This window comes from Bradyrhizobium sp. LeoA1Lang (assembly GCF_055413685.1).
On the sequence record NZ_JBVAPG010000098.1, the window covers coordinates 1 to 12,365 of the forward strand.

16 protein-coding genes are annotated in these 12,365 nt (G+C 62.5%); 7 read left to right on the forward strand and 9 right to left on the reverse strand.

Annotation, left to right across the window (positions count from 1 at the left end; translation table 11 throughout):
- Window positions 1–161 precede the first annotated feature (161 nt).
- On the reverse strand, window positions 162–1,655 hold the full coding sequence (locus tag ACZYOF_RS27860) for an FAD-linked oxidase C-terminal domain-containing protein (protein WP_463717792.1): 1,494 nt from the start codon (window positions 1,653–1,655) through the stop codon (window positions 162–164).
- A 224-nt stretch (window positions 1,656–1,879) separates the two neighbouring features.
- On the opposite strand from ACZYOF_RS27860, the gene cycA reads away from it, so the two are divergent.
- Window positions 1,880–2,278, forward strand: a complete 399-nt coding sequence (cycA, locus tag ACZYOF_RS27865) for a cytochrome c-550 CycA (RefSeq protein ID WP_028166970.1) — start codon at window positions 1,880–1,882, stop codon at window positions 2,276–2,278.
- An 88-nt stretch (window positions 2,279–2,366) separates the two neighbouring features.
- On the opposite strand, the gene ACZYOF_RS27870 is transcribed toward cycA, so the two are convergent.
- The gene (locus ACZYOF_RS27870; protein WP_463717793.1) at window positions 2,367–3,446 is read right to left on the reverse strand and encodes an alpha/beta fold hydrolase; all 1,080 of its coding nucleotides are present in this window, start codon (window positions 3,444–3,446) and stop codon (window positions 2,367–2,369) included.
- 269 nt (window positions 3,447–3,715) lie between these two features.
- Here ACZYOF_RS27870 and ACZYOF_RS27875 point away from each other — a divergent pair, with 269 nt between their 5' ends.
- Window positions 3,716–3,895: a hypothetical protein gene (locus ACZYOF_RS27875; protein WP_028166972.1), complete on the forward strand. Its 180-nt coding sequence runs from the start codon at window positions 3,716–3,718 to the stop codon at window positions 3,893–3,895.
- A gap of 36 nt (window positions 3,896–3,931) precedes the next feature.
- On the opposite strand, the gene ACZYOF_RS27880 is transcribed toward ACZYOF_RS27875, so the two are convergent.
- The 3 genes from ACZYOF_RS27880 to ykgO all read right to left on the reverse strand — a co-directional run bounded on the left by ACZYOF_RS27880 (window position 3,932) and on the right by ykgO (window position 5,163).
- Window positions 3,932–4,180 carry a hypothetical protein gene (locus ACZYOF_RS27880; RefSeq protein ID WP_130581431.1) on the reverse strand — a complete coding sequence of 83 codons (249 nt, stop codon included), beginning with the start codon at window positions 4,178–4,180 and terminating at the stop codon, window positions 3,932–3,934.
- Between the two features lie 99 nt (window positions 4,181–4,279).
- The gene (locus ACZYOF_RS27885) at window positions 4,280–4,939 is read right to left on the reverse strand and encodes a tetratricopeptide repeat protein (protein ID WP_130581432.1); all 660 of its coding nucleotides are present in this window, start codon (window positions 4,937–4,939) and stop codon (window positions 4,280–4,282) included.
- 98 nt (window positions 4,940–5,037) lie between these two features.
- Window positions 5,038–5,163 carry a type B 50S ribosomal protein L36 gene (gene ykgO / locus ACZYOF_RS27890; protein ID WP_002718645.1) on the reverse strand — a complete coding sequence of 42 codons (126 nt, stop codon included), beginning with the start codon at window positions 5,161–5,163 and terminating at the stop codon, window positions 5,038–5,040.
- A 258-nt stretch (window positions 5,164–5,421) separates the two neighbouring features.
- Here ykgO and ACZYOF_RS27895 point away from each other — a divergent pair, with 258 nt between their 5' ends.
- The 4 genes from ACZYOF_RS27895 to ACZYOF_RS27910 are packed head-to-tail and all read left to right on the forward strand — an operon-like array spanning window position 5,422 to window position 8,432.
- Window positions 5,422–6,306, forward strand: a complete 885-nt coding sequence (locus ACZYOF_RS27895; RefSeq protein ID WP_463717794.1) for an amidohydrolase family protein — start codon at window positions 5,422–5,424, stop codon at window positions 6,304–6,306.
- 45 nt (window positions 6,307–6,351) lie between these two features.
- On the forward strand, window positions 6,352–7,191 hold the full coding sequence (locus ACZYOF_RS27900) for a dienelactone hydrolase family protein (RefSeq protein ID WP_463717795.1): 840 nt from the start codon (window positions 6,352–6,354) through the stop codon (window positions 7,189–7,191).
- Window positions 7,188–7,934, forward strand: coding sequence for a haloacid dehalogenase type II (locus ACZYOF_RS27905; protein ID WP_282529031.1), 747 nt, complete (start codon window positions 7,188–7,190; stop codon window positions 7,932–7,934). The genes ACZYOF_RS27900 and ACZYOF_RS27905 overlap by 4 nt, the downstream gene beginning before the upstream one ends.
- A 3-nt stretch (window positions 7,935–7,937) precedes the next feature.
- The gene (locus tag ACZYOF_RS27910) at window positions 7,938–8,432 is read left to right on the forward strand and encodes a YbaK/EbsC family protein (RefSeq protein WP_130581435.1); all 495 of its coding nucleotides are present in this window, start codon (window positions 7,938–7,940) and stop codon (window positions 8,430–8,432) included.
- Here ACZYOF_RS27910 and ACZYOF_RS27915 read toward each other — a convergent pair.
- The 4 genes from ACZYOF_RS27915 to ACZYOF_RS27930 form a co-directional block, all read right to left on the reverse strand.
- Window positions 8,420–8,767, reverse strand: coding sequence for a hypothetical protein (locus ACZYOF_RS27915; RefSeq protein ID WP_463717796.1), 348 nt, complete (start codon window positions 8,765–8,767; stop codon window positions 8,420–8,422). The genes ACZYOF_RS27910 and ACZYOF_RS27915 overlap by 13 nt on opposite strands.
- 142 nt (window positions 8,768–8,909) lie before the next feature.
- Window positions 8,910–9,902 carry a tripartite tricarboxylate transporter substrate binding protein gene (locus tag ACZYOF_RS27920; RefSeq protein WP_463717797.1) on the reverse strand — a complete coding sequence of 331 codons (993 nt, stop codon included), beginning with the start codon at window positions 9,900–9,902 and terminating at the stop codon, window positions 8,910–8,912.
- Window positions 9,903–10,019: 117 nt separating this feature from the next.
- The gene (locus tag ACZYOF_RS27925) at window positions 10,020–10,439 is read right to left on the reverse strand and encodes an REP-associated tyrosine transposase (protein ID WP_463717798.1); all 420 of its coding nucleotides are present in this window, start codon (window positions 10,437–10,439) and stop codon (window positions 10,020–10,022) included.
- 120 nt (window positions 10,440–10,559) lie between these two features.
- Window positions 10,560–11,468: a LysR family transcriptional regulator gene (locus ACZYOF_RS27930; RefSeq protein WP_463717799.1), complete on the reverse strand. Its 909-nt coding sequence runs from the start codon at window positions 11,466–11,468 to the stop codon at window positions 10,560–10,562.
- Window positions 11,469–11,579: 111 nt separating this feature from the next.
- On the opposite strand from ACZYOF_RS27930, the gene ACZYOF_RS27935 reads away from it, so the two are divergent.
- On the forward strand, window positions 11,580–12,278 hold the full coding sequence (locus ACZYOF_RS27935) for a pirin family protein (protein ID WP_463717800.1): 699 nt from the start codon (window positions 11,580–11,582) through the stop codon (window positions 12,276–12,278).
- Window positions 12,279–12,365: the final 87 nt, after the last annotated feature.

Consider the following 12,365-nt stretch of genomic DNA (forward strand, 5'->3'; position numbering starts at 1 on the left):
AACCGCATCCGCTCTTCCACGGTACAGGTCTCCTTCCACCCCATCGGCAAGGTCCTCCTTGCCGACCAGTTGACCTGTTACCCATGTCGCCGGTCTATTCTGTTACCCATGTAGCCGGTCAGGACCCCCGCGCCACCTTCTCCCACAAGGGGAGAAGGGCGCTAGAATCGCGGAATATCCGGAAATGCCAGCTTGCCGCCATGCACGTGGACGCGGCCGAGTTCGGCGCAGCGGTGCAAAGTCGGAAACACCTTTCCTGGATTGAGCAGGCCTTGCGGATCAAAGGCGCATTTCAGACGCTGCTGCTGGTTGAGATCGATCTCGGAAAACATTTCCGGCATCAGGTCGCGCTTCTCGATGCCGACGCCGTGCTCGCCGGTGAGCACGCCGCCGAGTTCGACGCAGCAGCGCAGAATGTCGGCGCCGAAGGCTTCCGCGCGCTCCATCTCGCCGGGCTTGTTGGCGTCATAAAGAATGAGTGGATGGAGATTGCCGTCGCCGGCGTGAAAGACGTTGGCGACGCCGAGCTGGTATTTTTCCGACAGTTCGCGGATGCGCGCCAGCGCCTTCGGCAACGCGCCGCGCGGGATGGTGCCGTCCATGCAGAGATAATCAGGCGAGATCCGCCCGACCGCAGGGAAGGCCGCCTTGCGGCCGGCCCAGAACAGGTTGCGTTCGGCTTCCGAATTGGAGATCTGGCAGGTGGTCGAACCGCAGCCCTGCGCGATTGTCTCGACCCGGCGGATCAGTTCGTCGACCTCGATGCTCGGGCCGTCGAGTTCGATGATCAGGAGCGCCTCGACGTCGAGCGGATAGCCGGCATGGACGAAAGCTTCGGCGGCGTGGATGGCGGGTTTGTCCATCATCTCCATGCCGCCAGGGATGATGCCGTCGCCGATGATGCGCGCGACGCATTCGCCGGCGGCCTCGACCTCGGCAAAACCGACCATTAGCGCGCGTGCCGTCTCCGGCTTCTGCAGGATGCGCACGGTGATTTCGGTGATGACGCCGAGCAGACCCTCCGAGCCGGTGATAATTCCCATGATGTCGTAGCCGGCGTTCTCCGCCGACTTGCCGCCGATGCGCAGGACCTCGCCGTTCATCAGCACGATCTCGCAGCCGAGCACGTTATTCGTGGTCATGCCGTATTTCAGGCAATGCACGCCGCCCGAATTCTCAGCGACATTGCCGCCGATCGAGCAGGCGATCTGCGATGACGGATCGGGCGCATAGTAGAAGCCGGCATGCGCCACCGCCTGGCTGATCGCCAGGTTGGTGACGCCGGGCTCGGTCACGACGACGCGGTTGTCGAAATCGATCTCGCGGATGCGCTTGAACTTGCCGAGGCCCAGCAGCACGCCGTCCGCCAGCGGCAGCGCGCCGCCGGACAGCGACGTGCCGGAGCCGCGCGGCACCACCTTGATGCCTTGCTCATGGCAATATTTCAGCACTCTTGAGATCTGCTCGGTGGTGTCGGGCAACACCACGACCATCGGCGGCTGGCGATAGGCCGTGAGGCCGTCGGATTCGTAGGCCAGCATCTCGGCCGCACTATCGATCACGCCCTCGCCCGGCACGATCGCCCGCAATGCAGCAACGATCTCGCTGCGGCGATTGAGAACTGCCTGATCGGCAGCCGGCATCATGATGGCCATGCGGGTCCCTCCAAGCTTTGCGCTTTATCGATTTGTCCGGGAAAATCAAGCATTTCCGGGCTCAAATGGGAAGGCCGGGCGAAACTTGCTGCCCCGCAGATCAAGTTCTCTCTCGGGCAAGCCTGCCGCCGTGAACACTGTCAAAGTTTCGTCACTTGTCCAATCGAGGCAGGCCTGCCACAAGCGACCCGCCCACCTACCAGGGAAGAAACAAAGAGCACCACATGAAAACATCGATCTTGAGCGCGCTGGCCGTCGTCACCTCAGTGTTCGTTGCATCGGGCGCGCAGGCGCAGGATGTTGCCGCCGGCAAGACCTCGTTCAACAAGTGCCTCGCCTGCCATGCGATCGGCGAAGGTGCCAAGAACAAGGTCGGCCCCGAGCTCAACGGCATCGACGGCCGCCACTCCGGTACCGCGCCTGATTACAACTATTCGGACGCCAACAAGAATTCCGGCATCACCTGGAACAAGGAACAGTTCCTCGAATACATCAAGGACCCCAAGGCCAAGATCCCCGGCACCAAGATGGCGTTCGCCGGCATCAAGAACGAGACGGAAGCCAACAACCTCTGGGCCTTCCTCTCGCAGTTCGACAAGGACGGGAAAATCAAGCAGCAGTAGCGGCTGTCTTGGATCGTAACGCCTCTCGGCGAGGCGTTACGACGCCCAGCATCGACGTCAAAAGTAAATCCAGATCCTGCGGCGACCTTCATAGACCCCGACGCTTCTCGGCATTTCTCACCTCTTCGTCGGAAACAAAGTCGCCGCGCTTGGCTTGAGCAAGGCCTTCAGCAATAGCAGCGCGGGTGTCGTCATCGAGAGAGACGACGGGTGTTGACTCTCCGGCGCTGCTATACGGCTTCCCAATCATCTCCTCGATCTCCGCGATCACAAGGCTAGGCGCGGCATTCTGGATCATGTGGCCGGTGCCCGGCAACACGATCAGCTTGGCATGCGGCACGGCGGCGGCGAGCGGGCGGGAATGGATGTCGGTCGACACCGTCCTGTCGGCGTCGCCGGCAATGATCATGAGGGGCGCTTTGATCATGCCGTAGCGCGGCGCCTGCTCGGCGACTGCCGCCTTCAACGTCACCAGGTCGCGCGCATTGGCGATGAATTCGCGCGGCCGCAGCAAGAGCGGCGTTGCTGTATCCTTCACGAAACCGTCCGGCATGGTCTGCGGCAGGAATACACCGCGCGCGCCCGGCGCGGCGAGCAGCGTGCCGAGCGGCAGCGTGATCGTGTAGGCGAACAGCGGGCCGATCACAGGCGTGGCGATCAACTCGTTGTACTTGCCGACGCCGCCCCTCCAGGGATAGGCGACCGGCGCGAGCAGCACGAGGCCGGCCATGCGGTCGGGATCATCGAGCGCCAATCTCAGGCCCAGCGCGCCGCTCCAGGAATGCGCGACCACGACCGCCCGCTCGATGCCGAGCTTCGTCAGCACCTCAGAGATCATCCGGCCCTGAATCGCGGGCGTGGAGCCGCTGGCCCGTGCGCGGGTGCTCCAGCCATGGCCGGGACGGTCGATCAGGATCACGCGATGATCCCGCGCGAGGCGCTCGCCGAGCGGCCGGCGCATCACCTCGAGATTGGAGCTTGCGCCGTGCAGCATCACGATCGGTGGCGAGGCCGCCTCGCGCGGACCGATATCGACGACATGCAGCGCATCGCCGGTCACCTCGACCATCAGGCCCTGCGCGGGAAAGGCCCGTTGCACCAGCACGACGCCTAACTGCGTGGCGGCGGCCAGCAGCGCTAGCGCCGCCACTGCGATCACAATCGTCATCGGTAAGGTCCGGTTGATCTGTTGCAGGGGAAAATTACGGCGCCCGGCGACGCCCATGCCCTATCGTCAGGCCACGCCGGTTTTCCACAACGCGCCCATCCTGTGGATAGCGGGTTCATACCAGCGTCATTACCTGTTCCGTAGATTCTCGCCGGCATTCTGCCAAAACGCGCGGCTTGATCGAGATGGAACACGGCAAGCCTGTCCACGCAATCCACAGGAACAGGACGCCGCAGCAACAGTTCATAAGGAAATTCGGAGGAGTATCAATGAGTTCCGATCCCTGCGAGACGGCTATCGACCAGATCGTCGCAAGCTGCAATGGCGACCTGCATGGCGCATTAAGGGCGCTGCTGTTGGTCAATGAGCAACTCGAGGCCGAGCTGCAACAGCTTTATGCGGCAGCGGCGCGCGACCAGTTCACCCGCAGCGGCAGACTGCTGCACTGAGTTCAAGGGCTCAACCCGGCGCCGTCACTTGAGCCCCTATTTGGGGTTGTCGGCCGGCGGTTGATCCCTTGGGCATTGGCTGATCGTGGAGCGCGCGAGCTTGGCGTCATCGACCGAGTTGTAGGGACCGTCGGCAAACCAGATGTTCCCGTCGACGATCGGGTTGCTGGTGACGATGTCGCAGGTGTTGGTGGCGCGATTGCCCACCACCCAATAGAGCCCTTCGGCAAGACCGACGACCGTCGTCGCGACGATCACCGTGCCGGCCAACAGCAAGGATTTCATGGCTTCGCTCCAGGCGGGTTCGAGCGGGAACCAAGCCGGGTACCGGCAATTGTTCCGCGCCGCAATCGGCTGCCGGAAGTCGTGGTTAATCCCGTGAAACTAGATATCGCGGCCTTCGACCTTTTCGCTGAGCTGCTTCACCAATTCCGGCACCTTCTCCAGGTGCGGATTGATGGCAAGCGCCTTGCGGAAGGCGTCCAGCGCGCGCTTGTCGTCGCCGAGGTCCTGCATAATCATGCCGAGCCCGGCCAACGCGCCGAAATGGCGGGGTTCGCGGATCAGGACCTGCTGGATGTCCTCCAGCGAATGCGCATAGTCATTCTTCAGGTAATAGAGCGTCGCGCGCCGGTTCCAGCCCTCGATATAGTCCGGCCGCAGCTTCACGACGGCATCGAGCAGTTTCAGCGCCACATCGGCGTTCTGGGCGTCCATCGCAGCCTTGGCGCGCACCATCAGCAGCATTGCGGTATCGCTCGGCGTCTGCAGCCACTGCGCCCAGATCCGTGCCTCCACATGCTTGGCGCTGGCCTCATCGGGCGCCGCCTTCAGCGCGCCGAACAGGAAATCCAGTCCGCGGGTACGATCGGCGCCAACCTTCGGCAATTTGCTGGGCGCTTCGGGGAGCTTCTTCTGCTCCTTGGGCGGAGGGATGACCCGGGGATCGCCCTGGGCAAACGCCGCCGCAGGCGCCGCAATCACGATCGCGGCGATCAAAAACGCAAGTTTGCGAGTTATGAGCCTCAGGAATCTCAATTCCATCCGCATAGCTTAAACGCACAACGCCGCGCTGCAAAGCGGCGCGACGTCAAAGACGTGTGAAACGATGCGTCAGGGCGAGCCGACGGAAGGACCCGCGATCAGCCTTGGCGGGCCTTGAAGCGGCGCTGCACCTTGTTGATCACATAGACCCGGCCCTTGCGGCGGACCAGACGGTTGTTGCGATGGCGGCCGCGCAGCGATTTCAGCGAGTTACGGACCTTCATGGGACAATCCTGATGCGTTGAAAGGCCGTGCTCAAGCCCGAACCTAAAACCTGCCCAAATGTGGCGAAATGGGATTCGTCCCGAAAAACGGCCCTGCCGCCCGGGACGGCCGCGTTCTAAGCGATCAGGGGCATAAATGTCAATCTAATAGGCCCGCTACCCGCGGCTTTCTGGCTGTCTTGCGAAAATCGTTATATAGTATAATCAATTTGGAAGCCCCAGGAAGCAAGCCGCTGGAAACCCCAAGGACCCCCAAGAATGCCCAAGCTCAAGCTGCCCGACATCGACAATGTCGTCGCGATCGACATCCACACCCATGCCGAGGAGCCCTGCGGCATGCATGGCGACGACGGCTATGACGGCTTCCAGGCGCAGATGGCGGAGTATTTCAAGTCGCCACACAAGCATCCGCCGACGGTGCCGGAAACCGCGGCCTATTACCGGTCCAAGAACATCGCGGCCGTGATCTTTCCTGTCGATGCCGAGCGCGAGACCGGTTTCCGCCGCTACAACAATTACGAGATGCTGGAAGTCGCATCGGAAAATCTCGATGTGCTGATTCCCTTCGTCAGCATCGATCCGCACAAGGGTAAGCTCGGCGTGCGCGAGGCGCGGAAGCTGATCGAGGACTACGGCGTCCGCGGCTTCAAATTCCATCCGACCATGCAAGGGTTCTATCCGAACGACCGCCTCGCCTATCCGCTCTATGAAGCCATCAACGACGGCGGCGCGATCGCGCTGTTCCACACCGGGCAGACCGGCGTCGGCAGCGGCATGCCCGGCGGCATGGGGATGCGGCTGAAATATTCCAATCCGATGTATATGGACGATGTCGCCGCCGACTTTCCCGACCTGAAGATCATCCTCGCGCACCCGTCCTTCCCCTGGCAGGAAGAGGCGCTCTCGGTCGCGACCCACAAGCCGAACGTCTATATCGACCTCTCCGGCTGGTCGCCGAAATATTTTCCGCCGATCCTCGTGCGCTACATCAACTCGATTCTGCAGGACAAGATGCTGTTCGGCTCGGACTGGCCGGTGATCACGCCGGACCGCTGGCTTTCGGATTTCGCCAAGCTCGACATACGCGAGGAGATCCGCCCCAAAGTGCTGAAGGCCAACGCGCGGAAGATTTTGGGTATATAAAGCGATCCTTGGATCGCCGGCAGGCGATTGAACGAGAGGTGGTCAATGCCAAACCTCGCCAAGATCGCTGCCATCGTCGCTGCACTCCTGACCGGAAGCGCGACCGCGTGCCTCGCGGGCGATGCGCCGGAGGGCCGCCTCGTCGAGATCGAAAATCCGCTGGCGAGCTCGCAACCCCTGCAAGGCTACCTGCGGCAGCCCCGCGATGCCGGCGCTTTGCCCGCGGTCGTGCTGCTTCATGGCTGCAATGGCGGCTGGCGCCAGCTCGACCAGCGCTGGGGGAAGCTGCTCGTATCCTGGGGCTATGTCACGCTCACGGTGGACCGCTTTGGTCCGCGCGGCCTCAGCAGCACCTGCGCCGGCGGCCCGCCACCCGCAACCGTCTTCGACGCCTATCGCGCGCTGGCCTTCCTCGTGCAGCAGCCTTTCGTCGATCGCGATCGCGTCGCGGTGATCGGCTTCTCGCAGGGCGGATTGCTGGCGCTGACCTCGGTCGAGCGAGGCATGATCGAGCGGGCATCGGACGACAAATTCCGCGCAGCGATTGCATTCTATCCGCCGTGCCTGGGCATCAAGGACAGCATGACTGTGCAGACGCTGATCCTGATCGGCGAGCTCGACGACTGGACACTGGCCAAGGAGTGCCGCAACCTTGTCGAAGGCCGCGACGACTACGGCATTTCGCGCCAGAAGGGCCTGGGCGTTCCGATAGAATTCATTGTCTATCCCGGCGCCTATCACGCCTTCGATGTCCCGAGCCTTACGACGCCAGTGCAGTTTCTCGGGCATCGTCTCGAATTCAACCAGGCTGCCAGAAATCAATCGGTCGACGCGGTGCGCAAATTCCTATATGCGACCATCGGCGGGCAAGAGAAGGTACAATGACCATCAAAGCCGTCGTCTTCGATGCCTATGGCACGCTCTACGACGTCCAATCGGTCGCTGAAGTGACCGAGGATGCATTTCCCGGCTATGGCGAGATCATCACGCAGATCTGGCGCATCAAGCAGCTCGAATATAGCTGGCTGCGCTCGCTGATGCGGCACTATCAGGACTTCTCCGTCGTCACGCGCGACTCGCTCGCCTACACGCTGCGGAGCCTTGGCCTGCAATATGACGCCGGAACGTTCGACAGGATCATCGACAAATACCTGCATCTCGATCTCTATCCGGACGCGCTCGCCTCGCTCGAGGCGATGAAGGACAAAAAACTCGCGATCCTCTCCAATGGCAGCCCGGACATGCTGAATGCCCTGGTGCGCAACAGCGGGCTCGACCGCCTGCTGGACGCAACCATCAGCGTCGATGCCAAGAAGGTCTTCAAGCCGAGCCCGGAGGCTTACACGCCGATCGAAGAAGTCCTTGGCGTGCCGCCCTCGGACGTCCTGTTCATCTCCTCGAATCCGTGGGACGCCTGCGGCGCCAAGGCATTCGGCCTGAACGTTGCTTGGATCGAGCGGGTGACGCCGCAGGCCATGGCGCTCGCCTGCGTCGAAAGCGAGACCTTGCCACCGCTGACGATGTTCAAGGCGCTACGCACACAGATGGATGAGCTCGGCGTTGCGCCGGACTATCGCATCCATGGTCTATCCGAGCTTCCTGCGCTGGTCTCATCCCACAGGTCCTAGAATATGAGTCTGGAATCCGTTCGCGCCTTCTTCGCCGAGAAGGCGCCCGACATTGCCGTGATCGAATCGACCAAGAGTTCCGCGACGGTAGCACTGGCGGCGGAAGCCCATGGCGTCGAACCGGGGCGCATCGCCAAGACACTGTCGCTGCGGGTCGGCGAGCGCGTGGTGCTGATCGTCACCAGCGGCACCTCGCGGATGGACAACAAGAAGGTGAAGGCGCTGTTCGGTGTCAAGCCGAAGATGCTGGGGCTGCACGAGGTCGCCGCTATCACCGGGCACGAGGTCGGCGGCGTCTGCCCCTTCGGCCTGAGGACACAGCTCGCGGTCTATTGCGATGTGTCGCTGAAGGCTTTCGACATCGTCGTGCCTGCTGCGGGCTCGACCCACAGCGCGGTTAGGATCGCGCCGTCGCGGATGGCGGAATTGACGTCGGCCGAATGGGTCGACGTCTGCGAGCATCGGCCGCAGGAGGAAGTGTCGGCCTATTCGTCATAACGTCTCGACGGCGCCGACTGATGCTGCACTGGCGGCGCGCCGCGTGCGCGTGGCGCAGATTGCGGCGTCACACGTGAAGGCGGCTGTTGGGCGCTCGCACTGGATTCGAATACCGCACGACAATCATGGGAGAGTTGCGGCGTGTTCTGCCGCAAACATGCCGTGATCCGGTTGGTATCAGGGATTTGATCGCTGCACAGCCGCCATACATCGGGCGTGCAGGCCATCTGCTGTTCCCAGGTTCCGCGACACTCTTCTGAGAATGCCGGGTTTTGCACGACCAGTCCGGTGCCGATCAGGATCGCACAACCCAGAACAATGCGCGGCGTTCGCATGCAGGATCCTCTATATCTTGTCGATAAACGTCTCGTTCGATTGCATCTTGGCTTGCCGGTTCCAGGCACATGCCGAGTTGCAAGTATGACAAATGAATGAGACTTCGGAAGGTTCGCGACCCGCAACAAAACGTGAAATCGCCTACTCCACTTTGCCGATTTTCTTGACCGCTGCGATCAGCCGCGCGCTGTCGTCGGCGACGAATTTGGAAAACTCCGGCGCATCGAGATAGGCGACCGGGCTGCCCGCGGTCTCGAACGTCTTGACGACCTCCGGAGCCTTCACCGCTTCCGCCATCGCCTCCCGCAGTCGTGTCATGATCGGCGCCGGCAATGCGCGCTGCGCGAACAGGCCGGCCCAGATGTAGAACTCGACATCCTTGTAGCCGAGCTCCTTGAACGTCGGCAGGTCGGGAAAGCTGGCGACGCGTTCGGCGCCCCAATTGGCGAGCACCCGCATCTTGCCGTCAGCGACCTGCTGTTTCAGCGTGCCCGGGGCCGATGCCACCGCCTGCACCGTGCCGCTCAGCAGCGCGGTCAGCGCCGGGCCTGCGCCGCGAAACGGCACATGCAGCAATTTGATGCCGGCGCTCGCGGCAAACATTTCCATCGCGACGTGAAGCGTGCCGTAGGGCCCCGACGAGCCATAGGGAATCTGGCCCGGGCGCTGTTTGGCGTCGTCGACGAAATCCTGCAGCGTCTTCCATGGAGCGGAGGCCGGCACCGCGAGCAGCGTCGGATCGGCGAGCACGCGCGCGACCGGCGCGAATTGCGACACCTCATAGGCGACCGGGCGATCGAACAGCCGATCGGCCTCGGGCAGCACGGCGAGCGATGACAGCGTCATCAACAGCGTGTAGCCGTCCGGTTCGGCGCGCGCGGCTTGCGCATTGCCGACGGAGCCGCCGGCTCCACCGGCGCGGTTGTCGACGATCACGGGCTTGCCGAGGACCCGCTCCAATGCCAGCCCCACCGGCCGCGCCGCGAGATCGGCCTGCCCACCGGCTGGAAACGGCACGATCATGGTGATGTTGCGATTGGGATAGACAGCGCCTTGCGCGAAAGCAGCGTGCGAAAATGCGATTTGCGCGAGCGGCAAGACGGCGGCAGTTTTCAAAAGCTCGCGGCGGTTCATCGGCAATTTCTCCCCGGTGGTTTTGTTTGGTTTGTGGGAGAGCCTAACCACAAATTGTAAGGTGGGCAAAGCGGAGCGTGCCCACCATTCACTCACCGAACGATCCTCGAATCTCCTTCATATCCCACCCCACTCCGCATCGAGCAGGCCACGTTCGACGTAGCGATGAAAACTGCTGTGCGGCCAGTCCGCCACCCGCGTGACGTAACCGTGCTTCACCGGATTGAAGTGAATGTAGTCGACATGCCGTTCGAGATCAGTGTCATCGCGGATCGCATGCTCCCAAAAGCGACGCTGCCAGATGCCTTTCTCCCGCTTGACGATCTTGCTTGGGGATCGCGGCTTGTCCTCGACACCGCGTGAGAAACCACCCTTGATGAGGCTCCAGCGAGCGGAGAAGTCAGCATCTTCCTCTGGAAGGGTCCAGACGGCGTGAATGTGGTCCGGCAGAATGCAGATTGCGACGATCTCAAACGGACGACGTTCGCAGACCGTCCGATAGATCCTTCGCAGGCGGTCTATTTCGCTGACAAGCAAGGTGCTCGCTCGATCGGCAAGAACGACCGTAAGGAAAAAGGTGCTGCCGGTACTGCGGCATGATCCCCCCACCGCGCTAGAATGGTGGGCACGCTTCGCTTTGCCCACCCTACGAGACCGTCAACGCCTCTTTCCCTTTACAAAATGCTTCGCCAAAAACTCGGCGAGCACTTCGACGCGCGCGGGGCGCGGGCCGCCGGGGGGTGTCACCAGGTGCACGGCGCCTTCGGGCAGCTTCCAACCCTTGAGGATCACCTCGACCTCGCCGCGCGCGATGGCTTCCCCGACGATGAAATCGGGAAGATCGGCAATGCCGAGGCCGGCAAGAACTGCCGGCAGCAGCGCTTCGCCATTGTTGACGCGCAACTGTCCGGCGGGACGCACGCTCGCTTGTTCGCCGGCCGCGTTGGTGTAGTGCCAGACGCCCGCGGTCGAGAGATAGGCGTAGCCGAAGCACTTGTGCTCGGCGAGATGCATCGGATGCGTCGGCCGGCCGTAGCGCTTCAGGTAGGACGGCGCCGCCACCGTGTAGCGCGGCATCGCGCAGAGCCGCCGCGCGATCAAGGATGAATCGGGCAAACGCGCGATGCGCAGGCCGGCATCGAAACCTTCGCCGATCAGGTCGACGGTGGCATCGCTCAAATGCAGGTCGATCGACACTTCCGGATATTTCTCCAGAAACTCCGGCAATAGCGGCGCGACCGACTTCACCCCGAAGGTCATGGGCACCGCGAGCCGCACCAGGCCGCGCGGAGTGACCGATTGCGCCAACGCCTCATTTTCGGCCGCCTCCCCATCGGCAAGCAGCCGCGCGGCGCGCTCGGACAGTTTTTGCCCGGCATCCGTCAGCGCCAGCCGCCGCGAGGTGCGGTTGAACATCCGCGCGCCGAGCCGATCCTCGAGCCGGCTGACCGCCTTGGAGACGGTCGCCTTGGACAGCGCAAGCTCGGTTGCGGCCGCCGCAAATGACCGTAATTCCACGACTTTTGCGAAGATTGCGAGCGCTTCGAAATCCGGGAGCTTTGACATTTTGGCGACTGCCCTCTGCCACAAATAGAAACAATGAGTTTCGATAGTTTCTATTTCTATACCAGGCCCGACAGCATATCCAAATGCAATCGAAATTTGAGGGAACTTCCGATGATCGAGCTCAGACCCTATGCGAAGCTAGGCAGCGCGAACCATGGTTGGCTGAAGGCAAAGCACCACTTCTCCTTCGGCGGCCATTATGACCCCAACAATATGGGCCACGGCGCCCTGCGCGTGTGGAACGACGACGAGATCGCGCCGAACACCGGCTTTCCGCCGCACCCCCATGCCAACATGGAGATCATCACCTATGTCCGCGAAGGCGCGATCACGCACCAGGACTCGCTCGGCAACATGGGGCGGACCGAGGCCGGCGATGTGCAGGTGATGAGCGCAGGAAGTGGCATCCGCCACGCCGAGTACAATCTCGAACCGTTGCAGACGAAGATCTTCCAGATCTGGATCGAGCCGACGACGCAAGGCGGCGAGCCCACCTGGGGCTCCAAGCCGTTCCCGAAGGGCGATCGCTCCGGCAAGCTCGTCACGATCGCGAGCGGCTTTGCGGGCGATGCCGACGCACTGCCGATCCGCGCCAAGGCGCGGGTGCTTGCGACCACGCTGAAAGCCGGCGAAAGGGCGGAATATGCGCCGGAGCAAAAGCGGCATCTCTATCTCGTGCCCGCGGCCGGCAGCATCGAAGTCAACGGCGTGCGTGTCGATGCCCGTGACGGCGCCGCGATCCGCGACGAAGCCAAGCTGACAATCACCGCGCTGGAAGATTCCGAGCTGGTGCTGGTCGACGCGGCGTAACTCCACTGGTCATGCCGGACGCCTGTCCCCGACCTGATCGGGGATGACCCGGTCATCCATCCCCTTCGACAGGTTTCTCGATTGTGA

Coding starts and splice junctions, on each gene's coding strand:
- ACZYOF_RS27875 (WP_028166972.1), top strand. CDS start 3,716: ATGAGTTCCGATCCCTGCGAGACGGCTATCGACCAGATCGTCGCAAGC.
- ACZYOF_RS27920 (WP_463717797.1), bottom strand. CDS start 9,902: ATGAACCGCCGCGAGCTTTTGAAAACTGCCGCCGTCTTGCCGCTCGCG.
- ACZYOF_RS27880 (WP_130581431.1), bottom strand. CDS start 4,180: ATGAAATCCTTGCTGTTGGCCGGCACGGTGATCGTCGCGACGACGGTC.
- ACZYOF_RS27930 (WP_463717799.1), bottom strand. CDS start 11,468: ATGTCAAAGCTCCCGGATTTCGAAGCGCTCGCAATCTTCGCAAAAGTC.
- ykgO (WP_002718645.1), bottom strand. CDS start 5,163: ATGAAGGTCCGTAACTCGCTGAAATCGCTGCGCGGCCGCCATCGCAAC.
- ACZYOF_RS27910 (WP_130581435.1), top strand. CDS start 7,938: ATGAGTCTGGAATCCGTTCGCGCCTTCTTCGCCGAGAAGGCGCCCGAC.
- cycA (WP_028166970.1), top strand. CDS start 1,880: ATGAAAACATCGATCTTGAGCGCGCTGGCCGTCGTCACCTCAGTGTTC.
- ACZYOF_RS27885 (WP_130581432.1), bottom strand. CDS start 4,939: ATGGAATTGAGATTCCTGAGGCTCATAACTCGCAAACTTGCGTTTTTG.
- ACZYOF_RS27900 (WP_463717795.1), top strand. CDS start 6,352: ATGCCAAACCTCGCCAAGATCGCTGCCATCGTCGCTGCACTCCTGACC.
- ACZYOF_RS27915 (WP_463717796.1), bottom strand. CDS start 8,767: ATGCGAACGCCGCGCATTGTTCTGGGTTGTGCGATCCTGATCGGCACC.
- ACZYOF_RS27860 (WP_463717792.1), bottom strand. CDS start 1,655: ATGGCCATCATGATGCCGGCTGCCGATCAGGCAGTTCTCAATCGCCGC.
- ACZYOF_RS27935 (WP_463717800.1), top strand. CDS start 11,580: ATGATCGAGCTCAGACCCTATGCGAAGCTAGGCAGCGCGAACCATGGT.
- ACZYOF_RS27905 (WP_282529031.1), top strand. CDS start 7,188: ATGACCATCAAAGCCGTCGTCTTCGATGCCTATGGCACGCTCTACGAC.
- ACZYOF_RS27895 (WP_463717794.1), top strand. CDS start 5,422: ATGCCCAAGCTCAAGCTGCCCGACATCGACAATGTCGTCGCGATCGAC.
- ACZYOF_RS27870 (WP_463717793.1), bottom strand. CDS start 3,446: ATGACGATTGTGATCGCAGTGGCGGCGCTAGCGCTGCTGGCCGCCGCC.